We start from the raw sequence: 14,272 nt of genomic DNA on the forward strand, positions 1-14,272 counted from the left end.
CAGTGACGGGCTTCGTCCCTATAGGCCGCGGCCATGAAACGGCTTGACGGCGGCTCGGCGGTTCCGCCCGAACTGCGCGGCGGCATCGTCGCACTCGGCAATTTCGACGGATTCCATCTCGGCCACCAGGCGGTGGCGGGCCGCGCGATCTCATGGGCGAAGACGCAAGGCCGGCCGGCGATCGTCGCGACCTTCGATCCGCATCCGGTACGGTATTTCAGGCCCGACGCGCCGCCGTTCCGCCTCACCACGCTCGACCAGCGCCAGCGCCTGTTCGCCGAAGCGGGGGCGGACGCGATGCTGGTCTTCCACTTCGATGCAGATCTTGCCGGCCTGCCCGCGCGCGCGTTCGCGCGAACGCGGCTGGTCGACAGGATCGGCGTCGGCGGCGTGGTCACGGGCGACGACTTCACCTTCGGCAAGGGGCGCGACGGCGACGTGTCGGTGCTCCACGCGCTGGGCGAGGAGCTGGGTTTCGGCGTCGCTACCGTGTCTCCCGTCGCCGATGATGGCGACATCGTCTCCTCCAGCCGCATCCGCGAATTGCTGAAGCAGGGCCGACCGCGCGATGCAGCGGCGCTTCTTACCCGGCCCTTCGCCATCGAGGGCGTGGTCGAGCCCGGCGCGAAGCTGGGTCGCGAACTGGGCTTTCCCACCGCCAATATCCGCCTGGTCAACTATCTGCGTCCCAGATTCGGCATCTATGCCGTGCGGGGGCGCCTACCCGACGGGCGCATCGTCGATGGCGCGGCGAATCTCGGCATCCGCCCCAGCTTCGACCCGCCGGTAGAGTTGCTGGAACCCTATTTCTTCGACTTTTCCGGCGATCTCTACGGGCAGACCATCGAGGTCGAACTCATCGAATATCTGCGCGAGGAAGAAAAGTTCGACGATCTCGAGGCGCTAAAGGCCCGGATGGCCGACGATTGCGAGCGGGCGCAAAAGGTATTGGCGTCGATATAATCGTTTCGCGCGGAGACGCGGAGGCGCGGGTCGTGATGCGGCGAAGCCGCTTCGAAAGTCTTATGGTGCTGTGCAAACGGAGCGTTGCTGACGAGGCGCGGCGCTGCGGCCATCATCTCCGCGCCTCCGCGCGAACAACCTTTTCTTCCCCGGTTTCTCGAAACACCGCACCCGCACACACCTGTTTCCCTGACGCGCAACCTCGGCTAAACGCCCACATTCCATGAACGACGCATCCGACACGAAGCGCGACTGGCGCGACACCGTCTTCCTGCCGAAGACCGATTTCCCGATGAAGGCCGGCCTCGCCGCCAAGGAACCGGCGATCCTGGAACGCTGGGCGCGGATCGGCGTGTACGAGCGGCTGCGCGAACAGCGCGCGGAGGCGGAGCGCTTCCTCCTCCATGACGGCCCGCCTTATGCCAATGGCGACCTGCACATGGGCCATGCACTCAACAAGATCCTGAAGGATCTGGTGACGCGCAGCCAGTCGCTGCTCGGCAAGAACGCGCCTTATGTCCCCGGCTGGGACTGTCACGGCCTGCCGATCGAATGGAAGGTCGAGGAAGCCTATCGCAAGAAGAAGCTGAACAAGGACGAGGTCGATCCCGTCCAGTTCCGCGCCGAGTGCCGCGCCTATGCGAGCAAATGGGTCGATGTGCAGCGCGAGCAGTTTAAGCGTCTGGGCATCATGGGCGACTGGGACGATCCCTATCTGACGATGAAGTTCGAATCGGAAGCGATCATCGCCGGCGAGCTTCTGAAGTTTGCCGAATCCGGCCAGCTTTATCGCGGTGCCAAGCCGGTGATGTGGTCGCCGGTCGAAAAGACCGCGCTCGCCGAGGCGGAGGTCGAATACGAGGACATCGTCTCGACCCAGATCGACGTGGCGTTCGAGATCACCGAAGCGCCGAACGCGCCGGAACTGGTCGGCGCGCATGCCGTCATCTGGACGACGACGCCGTGGACGATCCCGGTCAACCAGGCGTTGGCCTATGGTGCGGACGTCCATTATCATCTTTTCTTCGATGAGCATGGACGCAAGTTCCTTCTGGCCTTCGACCTTAAGGAAGCGTTCGAGCGACGGACCGGACTGGCACTTCGAACCCTAGAAAATGTTTCGCCGGATTTATTAGAGAACCTACGGGACATCGTTGACCGGCAGATACCCGGCAGTCTGCTCGCCGGCGCGAGGGCGCAGCATCCGATGCACCATCTCGGCGGGTTCTTCGCGAAACCCCGGCCCTTCCTCGATGGTTCGCACTTCGTCACCACCGACGCGGGCACCGGCATCGTTCACATGGCGCCCGATCACGGCGAGGACGATTTCTGGCTGTGCCGCGCAGCGGGGATCGACCCGGTCTTCGCGGTCGAGGGTGATGGCAAGTACCGCGACGACTGGGCGTGGCTCGGCGGGCAGGGCAGCGTCATCAACAAGAAGTTCGTCGCGTCCGACGGGCCGATCTGCACCGATCTGCGCGAAGCGGGGGCGCTGCTGGCAGCGTCGGACGATTTCGAGCACAGCTATCCGCATAGCTGGCGCTCGAAGGCGAAGATCATCTACCGCTGCACCCCGCAATGGTTCATCCCGATGGATCAACCCGCGAACGGTGATCGTCCGGGGGACGATCACAGCGGGTTGATCGCCGAGCGAAGCGAGGTGTGGTCCCCCTCCCGCCTGCGGGAGGGGTCAGGGGAGGGCCTGTTGGAGCAACAGGCGCCCAAGCTCGAAGATCGCGCGTCTGACCCTCCCCCGGCCCCTCCCGCAAGCGGGAGGGGAGATAACGGCCCGACGTTGCGCGAACTCGCGCTCGACGCGATCGCGCGGACGCGCTGGGTGCCCGAGCGGGCGAAGAACCGCATCCGCGCGATGGTCGAGGGGCGGCCCGACTGGGTGATCAGTCGCCAGCGTGCCTGGGGCGTGCCGATCCCGCTTTATGTCCACCGCCGGACCGGCGACTATCTGCGCGACGAAGGCGTCAATGCGCGCATCATAGAGGCTTTCCGCAATGGCGGAGCCGATGCGTGGTTCGCCGCCGATCACCAGGTGCTGCTCGGCCCCGACTACGACCTGGCCGACTATGCGCCGGTCACCGACATTCTCGACGTGTGGTTCGATTCGGGCTCGACCCACGCCTTCGTGATCGAGCAGCGTTATGGCGAGGGCGTCCGCGCCGACCTCTATCTCGAAGGCTCTGACCAGCATCGCGGCTGGTTCCAGTCGTCGCTGCTCGAATCGGCCGGCACACGCGGCCGCGCGCCCTACACGTCAGTGCTGACGCACGGCTTCGCGCTCGACAGGAACGGGCGCAAGATGTCGAAGAGCCTCGGCAACGTCGTCGATCCGCTCAAGATCATCGATCAGTCGGGCGCGGATATTCTCCGCCTCTGGGTCGCGAGCACCGACTATTTCGAGGATGTGCGCATCGGCGACGAGGTGCTGAAGGGCACGAGCGACGCCTATCGCAAGCTCAGGAACACCTTCCGCTACATGCTCGGCGCGCTCGACGGGTTCACCGATGACGAGAAGATCGGCGTCGACCGGATGCCCGAGCTGGAACGCTATATCCTCCACAAGCTCGGCACGCTCGACGTGGAGCTGCGCAATACGATCGAGAATTACCAGTTCCACCGCTATTCGCGCGCGCTGATCGAGTTCATGAACGAGGACCTGTCGGCGTTCTTTTTCGATATCCGCAAGGACTGCCTCTATTGCGATGCCGCCGACGACCCCAAGCGGCGCGCATACCGGACGGTGCTCGATACGCTGTTCCACGCGCTGGTGCGCTACGCCGCGCCGATCCTGTGCTTCACCGCCGAGGAAGTGTGGCAGGCGCGCTTCCCGAGCGAGGACGATTCGGTCCATTTCCTGACCTGGCCCGAACTGCCGCCGCTGCCCGGCGACGATGCGATCTCGACCAATTGGGAGAGCGTCCGGTCCTTGCGCGAGCGCGTGACCGAGGCGATCGAGCCTTTGCGGCGCGAAAAGGTGATCCGCTCGAGCAACGAGGCCGAGGTGACGGTGCCCGAAATGCCGCTGCCGGCCGACCACCTGCAGGAGATCTTCATTTCCTCGACCGTTCATCGCGGCGAAGGGGAGGTGACGGTAGAGCGTACCGACAACCACAAATGCGGCCGCTGCTGGCGCTGCCTGCCGGACGTTTCGGAAGACGGCGCACTTTGCGGTCGCTGCGAAAGGGTGATCAACCGATGAAGCGCGCCCGTATCCTGGGGCTTGTCGTGGCGCTCCTGGTCTTTCTGGTCGACCAGGGGGTAAAGGCCTATGTCACCGGTCCGCTGCAGCTCGATGCGCTGGGCGAGCATCTGTCCGTGCTGCCGATCTTCGATCTGCGCTTCGTGCCCAATATCGGCGTGTCGCTGGGGCTGTTGCCGGCCGACAGCGAGGCGACGCGCTGGGCGCTGGTGGCGCTCACCGCGCTGATCGCGCTCGGTGTGCTATGGTGGTTGTCGCGAGAGACCAACCGTCAGGATATCGGCGCGCTGGGCCTTGTACTGGGCGGCGCGCTCGGCAACATCCTCGACCGGGTCCGGCTGGGCTATGTGGTCGATTATGCCGACCTGCATTTCGGCGACTGGCGACCGTTTCTGGTCTTCAACGTGGCCGATGCAGCCATTACCATCGGCGTCCTGATCCTGCTTGCCCGCGCGCTCCTGGTGCGCGACAAGCCCAAAAGCGACCGCGCGACTGTGGAGAATGTGAATGCGTAAGGTGTTTCCGATTGCCGCCGGCCTGACGGCCGTGGTCCTGCTTGCCGGGTGCAGCAAGGGCGGTCTCGATCGCACCCGCCCCAACGAGTTCGCCGTCGCGCGCCAGGCGCCGCTGGTCGTGCCGCCCAATTTCTCGCTCGCGCCGCCGCAGCCCGGCGCGCCGCGGCCGCAGGATGTCGGCAGCTCGCAACAGGCGCTGGACGCGATGTTCGGCGGCCCCGCACCGCGCAGCGATGTCGAGCGCGAGGCGCTGGACGCAGCGGGTGAGGATGTGGCCGATCCGGGTATCCGCTCCGAAGTCGGCGATGCCGAGACCAGCAGCGTCGACAAGGGCCGCACGACGCAGGATATCATCGCCGCGCCGGAAGGCGACGGACGCGCGGCGCGCGTAACCACGCCCTGATCGCCAAGGCGCGACAGCCACGCAAATAGCCGGGGAAGCGATCCGCCTCCCCGGCTCTTTTCGTGTGCGGAACCTATGCCCGGGGGAGCGGCGGCGTGCGGCGCCGGCTCAGAAGCTCAGCCCGACATAGCCCAGCACCGTGGCGCCGCGACCATTGGCCTGGGCGAAATCGCCGGCGTTGGAAATGTCCGTATCGACATATTTCACGCCGCCCGTGATCGGCCCGCCGGCCCATTCCACGCCGAAGGACGTATCCCAATATTCGTCGTCGTTCGGGTCGAGGTTGTAGAGGCCGAGCGACCCCTTGGACCGGCCGATATGCGCGTTCAGCGACAGCGGCGTGCCGGGGATGGAGGTCGACGCCTCGGCGTGCAGATAAAGGCTGTCGTCGTTGCTCGCGGTGTAATCGAGCCCGTCCTGTCCGCCCCAGGCGTAGTTCGCACCGACGCTGGTGCTGACCGGGCCGATGGCGTAGCTGACCGTCGCATACGGTTCGAAATAATCGGTGTCGTTGCCGCCCGGCGCATCGACATACCAGTAATAGAGCATGCCGACGTCGATGCCGATCCCGTTGTCCAGCGTCGTCGAATAGCCGCCGTACAGATCGACTTCGGTATCGCCGTAGCCGGGCAGCGAAACCTCGTCGTCCAGCGTCGACGCCCAGGTGCCGACATAGAAACCCGACTCGTGATTGACGTTCACCGTGCCCTGAAGGGCGGCGTCCTCGTCCGTCTGGGTCAGGCCGCGAAAGCGATAGTCGGTGACGACGGTGACGCCGCCGGAAACCGTCACGGGCGGCGGCGGGGCGGTGTCCTGCGCCATCGCGGGCGCGGCGGCGAAGCACGACAGCGCGCAAAAGCCGTATGTGGAGAAGCGCATGATGATCCCTTTCCGATGGTGATGATCACTCGCTCCTGCGGCCGGGGTCCGGGCGCCTCTGGCGTGCGCGATCTGACATCCGACGACAGGAGGTTGCCGGATCATGCTGCCCTGCACAATGAAAATTGCCGATGATGTCCGAATTGTTGCCGTACTGTTGCGGCACGGCAACAATTCGCGCCAACGCGCGTGGTGCCGACCGTCAGCGCACCGCGACGATCGCGTCCACCTCGACCACCGCATTCAGCGGCAGCGCGGCGACGCCGACCGCGCTTCGCGCATGCCGGCCGGCGTCGCCGAACAGGTCCGCCATCAGTTCAGAGGCGCCGTTCGCGACCTTCGGCTGATCCGTGAATTCGGGCGCGCTGTTGACGAAGACGCCGAGCTTCACGATTCGCGCCACGCGGCTGAGATCACCCAGCGCTTGCTTCATCTGCGCCACGAGCATCAGGCCGCAGCGCTGCGCCGCGGTCTGGCCATAGGACAGGTCGCGACCCGCGCCCATGCGGCCCGTCATCAGTTCCCCGTCGTTGAACGGCAACTGGCCGGAAATATGCAGCAGCCCACCGAATTCGACGGCGGGTACGTAGGACGCCACCGGCGCGGCCGCTTCGGGCAGGATAAGGCCGAGTTCGGCCAGCTTCGCTTCGATCTGTTCGGTCATTTCGGGACCCTCTTCATGCAGTGGCGGTGGCGGTGGCGGAGGCGCTTGGGGCGGCCTCCTGTCGGGAAAATCGGCCGGCGATCCACGCCTTCGCCTCGCGCCAGTCGTCGATGCGGGCATGGGCGTGCGGCGCCGCGGCAACCCGCGGCGCTAGCGACGGTTCGGCCACCATCTGCAGGCGGTGGACGCCGGGGGCGTGGTGCGCGACCGAATCGTGATGGACGGCCAGATCGTCGACGAAGACGGTGACCGGGTCGCCATGTTCGGCGACGAGTCGGGCAACGGGGGCGCCCTTGCCGCCCTGATTGCATTCCACCCGGTGCTCGATGCCGAATTCGGCGAGCTGCGCGACGCGGTGTTCGCGGCAATGATCGCCGAGGTTCGTCAGGATGACGATTTCCGCAGATCGCGACAATTCCGCCAGCGCTTCGCGCGCATGGGGAACCAGGGTCTGGCGCGCCATCTGACCGGGAAAGAAGCCGCCCAGCAGCGTCCACATCTCTTCGCGTTCCAGTGATGTGCCGCAGGGGCGCCGTCGCATGGAATTGGCGAAATCTCCGCCATCCGGGGCGAAATCGATATCGTGCTCCTCGTCCAGCCAAGCGCCGAAATGCTTCACCATGTGCAGCAGCACTTCGTCGCAATCGCAGATCAGCAGTGGTTTCATGGATTCTCCAGTTTGCGCCGGGCGCCGACCAGCGCTTCCGGCGTCACGTCGAGCGCCGCCGCACAGGCCAGCAGGTCGGGTTCGTGCGCTTCAAGATAAGCGAGCGTCGCCGCCATGAAAGCGGGTTCGTCCGCCTGCGCGCGCAGCGTGTCGAGATCGATGCCTGTGACGTCCAGATACCGGTTCGCCCGTTCCGGCGTCGCGACGATCCAGGCCAGTGCGCCCAGCGCCAGGATGGCGGCATTGGCATTTGTTTCGCCAAGCGGCATGACGTAGGGCTACTCCCGCAGCATCAGGTGAGAAGTCGGCGTGTCGAAGACGGTTCTGGTTGTCGAGGACAACGAACTCAACCTCAAACTGTTCTGCGACCTCTTGCGCGCGCACGGTTTCACGGCGGAGGCGGTACGCGACGGGCGGGACGCGGTGGCGGTTGCGCGCGACCTGGTGCCCGATCTCGTGATCATGGACATCCAGTTGCCGCACGTAACAGGAATCGAACTGATCGAGCAGATGAAGCGGGACGACAGCCTGAAGACGGTGCCGATCATGGCCGTTACCGCTTATGTCGGGCGCGAGGACGAGGATCGCATCCGCACCGCCGGCGCCAACGCCTATGTGTCGAAACCGATCGCGGTAACCCGCTTCATGGAAGAGGTGCGCGGGCTGATCTGACGCGCCGCGCTTGCGACCGTACGCGTCGTTCCGGGGAAGGCCGGAATCCAGGGTCCCAAGCGGAAGCGTTGCAGCTCGCGAGCCGGTCTTCGCCGGGAGGGCGGGTAAAAGACATGGATCCCCGCCTTCGCAGGGACGACCTTCGCAGGCTACCCGCCCGCGAAGGTCACTTGATCTTCGCTTCCTTGAACTCGACGTGCTTGCGCACGACCGGGTCGTATTTGCGGAACGACAGCTTCTCGGTCTGATTGCGCGGATTCTTCTTCGTGACGTAGAAGAAACCGGTATCCGCCGAGCTGACGAGCTTGATCTTGACGGTGGTCGGCTTGGCCATGACCTGAGTGTCCTTCGAAGGTTCGATTGAAACGCGAAAAGCGGCGCGACCGCTCGCACGGGCGCCGCTGTCAGGCGCGTGCCGATGCGGCAATTGGCGCCGAATGTCAAGCGCAGCGGCGATCTTCACGGGCTCTTAACCATGGTGGCGCACTCTTGACGTATCCAACGGGGGAAAGGCACATCATGGCGCATCACTTGCCGGTACAGCCGGAAATCCGGGCGGAACTCGGCGCACGCGTCGATGCCGTCAGCGCGCGGGCGCATTGCAGCCGGCCCGGTGAGATCGCGGCCGAACTGGAAGCGATCCGCAGCCTCGCTCGGCGTAACGGAATTCGTCCGGCCGTCACGGTCATCCACGCCATCGATTCGGCCCTGGCGCGCGGGGAGCATGGCGCGCTGGTGCAGGGCTGGCTCGCCATCCTGCGCGACGCGGTCGACTCCGATCTTTCCGAACCGAATGCGGAGACGCTGTTCACGGCTGCGTGCTCGGTCCGGCTGAACGGCTGATCCGGCCTTTTGGATGAACGCGCTCGTCCCCGCCTTTATCGCCGCGCTGCTGGCGCAGGCGGGGGACCGGCCGCCCTGGCTCGCGGCCATCCTGCGCGATCGCCGCGGTCGACCGGTTGCGATCCTCGCCGCGATCCTGTTCGTCCAGCTTGCGGGGGCGGTGATCGCCATAGCCGGTGCAACCGTCGTCGCGCCCCTGCTGGTGCCGGAAGCGCGCAACCTGATGCTGGCGCTTGCGCTGAGCTTTGCGGGTATCGGTGCCCTGTGGCCGATCCGACCACCGGACCGGCTGACGGGATGGCGCATCGGCGCCTTTCCCACAGCGGCGCTCGGCCTGTTCATCCTGACCCTCGGCGACCGCACCCAGTTCCTGACCGCGACCATCGGCATCGCTTCCGGCCACCCGGCTTTCGCCGGAATCGGCGCGGTAGCGGGGGCCTTTCTCGCCAATCTTCCGGCGGTAATGCTGGGCGAGGCGGCGTGGCTGGCGCTGCCGCTGGATTGGCTGCGGCGCGTATCGGGCCTATTGTTCCTGTTGGTCGCCGTGCCGCTGGCATTGGCCGCGCTGCGGCTTATCTAGCGGACCGATCGCCGTCATCGAGACATTTCCCCAAAGGCGGCGGAGCGAAAGTGGCGGAAAGTCGTTCTCGCTGCGAACCAATTTTCGCAAAGACCCGACTGGAAAGGATACATCATGGCTGATAGCGATGCCGCCCTCAACACGCCCACCGACCTGAAGGACAATGCCGCCAAGACGGTGGCTCAGGCGCTGAACGGCATTCTCGCCGATTCCTATGCGCTCTATCTGAAGACCAAGAACTTCCACTGGCACGTCTCCGGCCCGCATTTCCGCGATTACCATCTGATGCTGGACGATCAGGCGGCGCAGATCCTGGGAACGACGGATGCGATCGCCGAACGCGTGCGCAAGACCGGCAACACGACGCTGCGCTCGATCGGCGACATCGCCCGGCGGCAGACGATCGAGGACAATGACAAGGATTTCGTGAAGCCGGAGGATATGCTTGCCGAACTGCGGCAGGACAATCTCAAGCTCGTCGAACGCCTGCGCGAGGCGAAGGACATCGTCGACGAGGCCAAGGACAACGCCACCAGCGGCGTCCTGGACGACTGGACCGACGAGGCGGAGGAGCGGGCCTGGTTCCTGTTCGAGGCCAGTCGCAAGAGCTGACGGAACGCTTGTTCGCTCCCGTCGGTTAAAGCAGGCACACAAGCGAAAGGAAATGCCATGATCAAATGGGCACTGATTTTCCTGGTGCTGGGCCTGGTCCTGGCTGCCATCGGCTTCGGCGGCGCGGCGGGCGTCGCCTTCACCATTGCGAAGGTCCTGGCCTTCATCGCGATCGCGCTGTTCGTGATCTTCCTCGTGATGGGTATCATGGCCGGCAAGGCGGTGAAGGACGCGGTCGACTGATCGCAACGCACCGGAACCGGATCGGGGCGGGCGACGGGATCGCCCGCCCTTTTTCCGTCCAGCGCCATGCATGCCTTCGCTGACCTCCTGAACCGCCTGATCTACACGCGCTCGCGCAATGCGAAGCTGCGGCTGATCGCCGATTATCTCCGCGCGACATCCGACCCGGATCGTGGCTGGGCCGTCGCCGCGCTTACCGGCGACCTCGATCTGCCGGCGGTGAAGTCGTCGACCGTGCGTGGACTGATCGAAGCGCGGACCGATCCGCTTTTATTCTCGCTCAGTCGTGATTTCGTCGGCGATACGGCGGAAACCGTCGCACTGCTCTGGCCGGAGCCCACGCGGCCGCCGGATGATCGTGCCGAGGCGCAGGGGCGGTCGCTGGCCGAGGTCGTGGACCGACTGGCCGGTCTGACGCGTCCGAGCGCGCCGGCGGCGCTCGCCGAGATGCTCGACCGGTTCGACGCGGACGAACGCTACGCCCTGCTCAAGCTTGCTACGGGCGGCCTGCGGGTCGGGGTGTCGGCGCGCCTGGCGAAGACCGCGCTCGCCCAGGCCTTCGGGCTCGATGTCGATGCGGTGGAGGAAGTATGGCACGGCCTTTCGCCGCCCTACCGGGAAATCTTCGCCTGGGGAGAGGGGCGGGCGGCGCAGCCGACGCCGGCCGACGTGCCCGTCTTTCGCCCCTTCATGCTCGCCCACCCGCTCGACGATGCCGAACTCGATCTCGCCGACTTTGCGGCCGAGTGGAAATGGGACGGCATCCGCGTGCAGCTCGTCCATGTCGGCGGCGAGACGCGGCTCTACAGCCGGGCGGGCGACGACATCACCCGCGCCTTTCCCGATATCGCCGATAGCTTTTCGACACCCGGCACCCTCGACGGCGAATTGCTCGTGCGCGGCGAGGCGCAGGGGCACGCGCTGGGTGAGGGCGGCGGTGCGGCCAGTTTCAATGCGCTGCAGCAGCGTCTGAACCGCAAGACCGTGTCGAGGAAGATGCTGGCGGAAGCGCCGGCCTTCGTCAGGCTGTACGATATTCTGTTCGACGGCGATGAGGATTTGCGCTCGTTTTCCTGGCAAGACCGTCGACGTCGGCTGGAGGCGTTCGTCGCAACCCTCGATCCCGACCGGTTCGACGTCTCAAGCCTGATCGATGCCGAAGACTTCGCGGCGCTCGCCGCCTTGCGCGAGAACGCGCGCCAAGGGGCGATCGAGGGAGTCATGCTGAAACGCCGCGACTCAGCCTATGTACCCGGCCGGCGCGTCGGATTGTGGTACAAGTGGAAGCGCGATCCGCTCGTGGTCGATTGCGTGATGATGTACGCGCAGCGCGGAAGCGGCAAACGGTCGAGCTTCTATTCCGACTATACCTTCGGATGCTGGGCGGAGGACGGAACGCTGTTGCCGGTGGGCAAGGCCTATTTCGGCTTCACCGACGAGGAACTCCGCTGGCTCGATCGCTTCGTCCGCAACAATACCGTCGACCGTTTCGGGCCGGTACGGGAAGTGGAAAAGACGCTGGTGCTGGAAGTGGCGTTCGATTCGGTGCATTCGTCGAAGCGGCACAAGTCCGGCCTCGCCATGCGCTTCCCCCGGATCAGCCGGATCCGGCGCGACAAGCCTGCCGCGGAGGCCGACCGGATCGCGGCGCTGGAACGGATGATCACCTGAGTCGGTGCGGGGGTGCGTCGGCCCTCCGCGCGCCGCTACGCATACGTTCGACAGGCGACCGACCACCGCACGCCGGGACGGGAGCCCGGCTTGACCGCCTCCAAACCACCTGAATTTCAGCTCAAGCGTGCGGTCAGGCCGGTGCTGGACGTCGTCGGCCGCGAGCGGGAGCCCGTGTCCGACCGCGCGGAGCGGATGGCGGAATATGAGGATGTGTGCGAGCGCGAGCTATAGGCCACCGATCCGCCGCCGGGCTATGTCCGCGACGGCGGAGTCCGGTTCGAGCGCACGGGTGAATCGCTGCGAATTGTGCGCCGATCCGCGGCTAGGCCGCCTCACCGCCAACATCTTTCTCACCTACCCGCAAGGGGCGACGCAAGGCCCGGCGCAATCCTCGGCGGGACGCGCGGCAGCATCGCCCGCCGGCTGGGTCCGGCCATAAACCTTGGGCGCGGCGGGCTTCCAACCGCCACGCTCCATCCGAACGAACGGGTTGACCGGCGCCCACGAAGGCGCGCCGGTCCGAACCGTTACGGAAAGGCCGCTGCTTACTGGACCGGCTGCAGGTTCACCGCGGCATATTTGCCGCGACGATCGACCTCCAGCTCGAATTCCAGGCGGTCGCCTTCGTTCAGCGTCGGCATGCCGGCACGCTCCACCGCGGAGATGTGCACGAAGGCATCGGGCCGGCCGTCATCGCGCTGGATGAAACCGAAACCCTTCATGGCATTGAAGAATTTCACCGTGCCGCTCGCCTTCTCGCCGGTCAGTTGCCGCTGCGGCCCGCCGCGCGGGGCACCCGCACCGGGGCCTGCGCTTTCCTCAACCGGCATCGGCTCACCGTCGATCTTCAGATCGGTCGCCGAGATGCGGCCACCGCGATCGACCAGGGTGAAGCCCAGCGGCTGCCCCTCGGCCAGGCCGGTCAGGCCGGCCTGCTCGACGGCGGAGATGTGGACGAACACATCTTCACCACCATCGTCGCGCACGATGAAGCCGAAGCCCTTCTGCCCGTTGAAGAATTTTACGACACCCGTCGCTTCTCCGACGACCTGGGGCGGCATGCCGCGCCCACCGCCGCCGCCGGCACCGCCGCGGAAACCGCCGCCGCTGCGCGAATCACCGAAACGGTTACCGCCGCCAAAGCCGCCGCGATCAGCGCCACCGAAGCCGCCGCGATCGTTGCCGGCATTGCCGCCGCCCCGATCCTGGCCGAACCCGTTGCCGCGATCGAAACTCTGATATGCCTCGTCGCCGAAGAAATCCCGCTTGTCTCTGCCGCGCCCGCCGCGATCGCCGCGGCGTCCCTTGTCGAAACTCATTGCCCTGTTCGTCTTCCCGGTTCGCCCGCATTCCAATTCAAAACCGGCGCTTCGGACGAAAAACGCGGGCTTCCTGACGCTCGAACTACGCGCCACGATTCTCAACATACCGAAAAACGGTCGCCTTCGCGAACAAATTCGTCGTGAAATAGTCCAGCAATACAACGATACTTGCGGAGCCGGTGCATAAACGGCACAGATTTTCGCATGGCCGATATCATCGCACTGTTTGCCGATCCCGCGACCTGGGCGGCGCTCGTCACCCTGATCGTGCTCGAAGTGGTGCTCGGCATCGACAACCTGATCTTCATCTCCATCCTGTCGAACAAGCTGCCGGCGCACCAGCAGCAGCGCGCGCGGCGCGTCGGCATCGGGCTGGCGCTGATCCTGCGGCTGGTCCTGTTGTCGATGATCGCCTGGATCGTCGGGCTGAAGGCCGTGATATTCGATCTGGGGCTGACCGGGGCGCCGGGTGCGCACGGCGAACCGACGTTCGAGACGGCCTTTTCGATCCGCGACCTGATCCTCATCGCCGGCGGCCTGTTCCTGCTCTACAAGGCGACGACCGAAATCCACGGTCACGTCGAGGGCGAGGAGCACGAGGCGCCGGGGGCGGGCGGAGGCGCGGGCAAGCGCGGCCTGACCTTTGCCTCCGCCATCGCCCAGATACTCGCGCTCGACATGGTCTTTTCCATCGACTCGATCCTGACCGCGGTGGGCATGACGGACGATCTTCCGGTGATGATCGTCGCCGTGATCGTCGCCGTCGGCGTGATGCTGTTCGCCGCCGACCCGCTGGCGAACTTCATCGCGCGCAATCCGACAGTCGTCATGCTGGCATTGTCCTTCCTGCTGATGATCGGCCTGGTGCTGATCGCCGACGGTTTCGGCGTGCATATTCCGAAGGGATATATCTACACCGCCATGGCCTTCGCCGCCGGGGTGGAGATGCTCAACATCTTCGCCCGGCGACGCCGTGGTGCTCGCGGAGAAGATGCGGCGGGCCATTGAGCGTCCGGCCAAT

General features: G+C 65.6%; 18 protein-coding genes. 12 read left to right on the forward strand and 6 right to left on the reverse strand.

All coding sequences use genetic code 11. From position 1 onward, the window contains the following. The first annotated feature begins 33 nt into the window (after positions 1 to 33). From RPR59_RS02975 to RPR59_RS02990, 4 genes are all read left to right on the forward strand, one after another. Positions 34 to 963, forward strand: a complete 930-nt coding sequence (locus RPR59_RS02975; protein ID WP_313916514.1) for a bifunctional riboflavin kinase/FAD synthetase — start codon at positions 34 to 36, stop codon at positions 961 to 963. 223 nt (positions 964 to 1,186) lie between these two features. After that, positions 1,187 to 4,177, forward strand: a complete 2,991-nt coding sequence (locus tag RPR59_RS02980; protein ID WP_313916517.1) for an isoleucine--tRNA ligase — start codon at positions 1,187 to 1,189, stop codon at positions 4,175 to 4,177. Continuing rightward, positions 4,174 to 4,692: a signal peptidase II gene (gene lspA / locus RPR59_RS02985; protein ID WP_313916519.1), complete on the forward strand. Its 519-nt coding sequence runs from the start codon at positions 4,174 to 4,176 to the stop codon at positions 4,690 to 4,692. The genes RPR59_RS02980 and lspA overlap by 4 nt, the downstream gene beginning before the upstream one ends. After that, positions 4,685 to 5,095, forward strand: coding sequence for a DUF3035 domain-containing protein (locus RPR59_RS02990; protein ID WP_313916521.1), 411 nt, complete (start codon positions 4,685 to 4,687; stop codon positions 5,093 to 5,095). Before lspA ends, RPR59_RS02990 begins: the two co-directional genes overlap by 8 nt. A 108-nt stretch (positions 5,096 to 5,203) precedes the next feature. Here RPR59_RS02990 and RPR59_RS02995 read toward each other — a convergent pair whose 3' ends face one another. The 4 genes from RPR59_RS02995 to RPR59_RS03010 form a co-directional block, all read right to left on the reverse strand. Continuing rightward, entirely contained in the window at positions 5,204 to 5,974 is a 771-nt protein-coding gene (locus RPR59_RS02995) for a TorF family putative porin (RefSeq protein ID WP_313916523.1), read from the reverse strand. Between the two features lie 202 nt (positions 5,975 to 6,176). Beyond that, positions 6,177 to 6,638 carry a RidA family protein gene (locus RPR59_RS03000; RefSeq protein WP_313916525.1) on the reverse strand — a complete coding sequence of 154 codons (462 nt, stop codon included), beginning with the start codon at positions 6,636 to 6,638 and terminating at the stop codon, positions 6,177 to 6,179. A gap of 13 nt (positions 6,639 to 6,651) precedes the next feature. Beyond that, complete coding sequence (locus RPR59_RS03005; protein ID WP_313916527.1) at positions 6,652 to 7,305, reverse strand: HAD family hydrolase; 654 nt, start codon at positions 7,303 to 7,305, stop codon at positions 6,652 to 6,654. Further along, positions 7,302 to 7,574, reverse strand: coding sequence for a DUF3572 family protein (locus RPR59_RS03010; RefSeq protein WP_313916528.1), 273 nt, complete (start codon positions 7,572 to 7,574; stop codon positions 7,302 to 7,304). Before RPR59_RS03010 ends, RPR59_RS03005 begins: the two co-directional genes overlap by 4 nt. Before the next feature lie 40 nt (positions 7,575 to 7,614). Here RPR59_RS03010 and RPR59_RS03015 point away from each other — a divergent pair, with 40 nt between their 5' ends. Continuing rightward, entirely contained in the window at positions 7,615 to 7,977 is a 363-nt protein-coding gene (locus tag RPR59_RS03015) for a response regulator (RefSeq protein WP_313916530.1), read from the forward strand. 166 nt (positions 7,978 to 8,143) lie between these two features. Here RPR59_RS03015 and rpmG read toward each other — a convergent pair whose 3' ends face one another. Further along, positions 8,144 to 8,311 carry a 50S ribosomal protein L33 gene (gene rpmG / locus RPR59_RS03020; RefSeq protein WP_313916532.1) on the reverse strand — a complete coding sequence of 56 codons (168 nt, stop codon included), beginning with the start codon at positions 8,309 to 8,311 and terminating at the stop codon, positions 8,144 to 8,146. A gap of 185 nt (positions 8,312 to 8,496) precedes the next feature. Between rpmG and RPR59_RS03025 the strand changes: the two genes are divergently transcribed. The 6 genes from RPR59_RS03025 (at position 8,497) to RPR59_RS03050 (ending at position 12,160) form a co-directional block, all read left to right on the forward strand. After that, positions 8,497 to 8,820 carry a hypothetical protein gene (locus RPR59_RS03025; protein ID WP_313916534.1) on the forward strand — a complete coding sequence of 108 codons (324 nt, stop codon included), beginning with the start codon at positions 8,497 to 8,499 and terminating at the stop codon, positions 8,818 to 8,820. 13 nt (positions 8,821 to 8,833) lie between these two features. Continuing rightward, positions 8,834 to 9,400, forward strand: coding sequence for a TMEM165/GDT1 family protein (locus RPR59_RS03030; protein WP_313916536.1), 567 nt, complete (start codon positions 8,834 to 8,836; stop codon positions 9,398 to 9,400). Positions 9,401 to 9,514: 114 nt separating this feature from the next. Continuing rightward, complete coding sequence (locus RPR59_RS03035) at positions 9,515 to 10,012, forward strand: Dps family protein (RefSeq protein WP_313916538.1); 498 nt, start codon at positions 9,515 to 9,517, stop codon at positions 10,010 to 10,012. Between the two features lie 57 nt (positions 10,013 to 10,069). Beyond that, a complete protein-coding gene (locus RPR59_RS03040; RefSeq protein WP_313916540.1) occupies positions 10,070 to 10,255 on the forward strand; it encodes a DUF1328 domain-containing protein in 186 nt (61 codons plus the stop codon). A gap of 66 nt (positions 10,256 to 10,321) precedes the next feature. Then, a complete protein-coding gene (locus RPR59_RS03045; protein WP_313916542.1) occupies positions 10,322 to 11,926 on the forward strand; it encodes a cisplatin damage response ATP-dependent DNA ligase in 1,605 nt (534 codons plus the stop codon). Between the two features lie 90 nt (positions 11,927 to 12,016). Then, positions 12,017 to 12,160 carry a hypothetical protein gene (locus RPR59_RS03050; RefSeq protein WP_313916544.1) on the forward strand — a complete coding sequence of 48 codons (144 nt, stop codon included), beginning with the start codon at positions 12,017 to 12,019 and terminating at the stop codon, positions 12,158 to 12,160. Between the two features lie 314 nt (positions 12,161 to 12,474). On the opposite strand, the gene RPR59_RS03055 is transcribed toward RPR59_RS03050, so the two are convergent. After that, complete coding sequence (locus tag RPR59_RS03055) at positions 12,475 to 13,248, reverse strand: cold-shock protein (protein WP_313916546.1); 774 nt, start codon at positions 13,246 to 13,248, stop codon at positions 12,475 to 12,477. A gap of 207 nt (positions 13,249 to 13,455) precedes the next feature. Here RPR59_RS03055 and RPR59_RS03060 point away from each other — a divergent pair, with 207 nt between their 5' ends. Next, a complete protein-coding gene (locus tag RPR59_RS03060; protein ID WP_313916548.1) occupies positions 13,456 to 14,259 on the forward strand; it encodes a TerC family protein in 804 nt (267 codons plus the stop codon). Positions 14,260 to 14,272 lie beyond the last annotated feature (13 nt).

This window comes from Stakelama saccharophila (assembly GCF_032229225.1).
In the GTDB taxonomy this organism is placed as follows: Bacteria; Pseudomonadota; Alphaproteobacteria; order Sphingomonadales; family Sphingomonadaceae; genus Sphingomonas; species Sphingomonas saccharophila.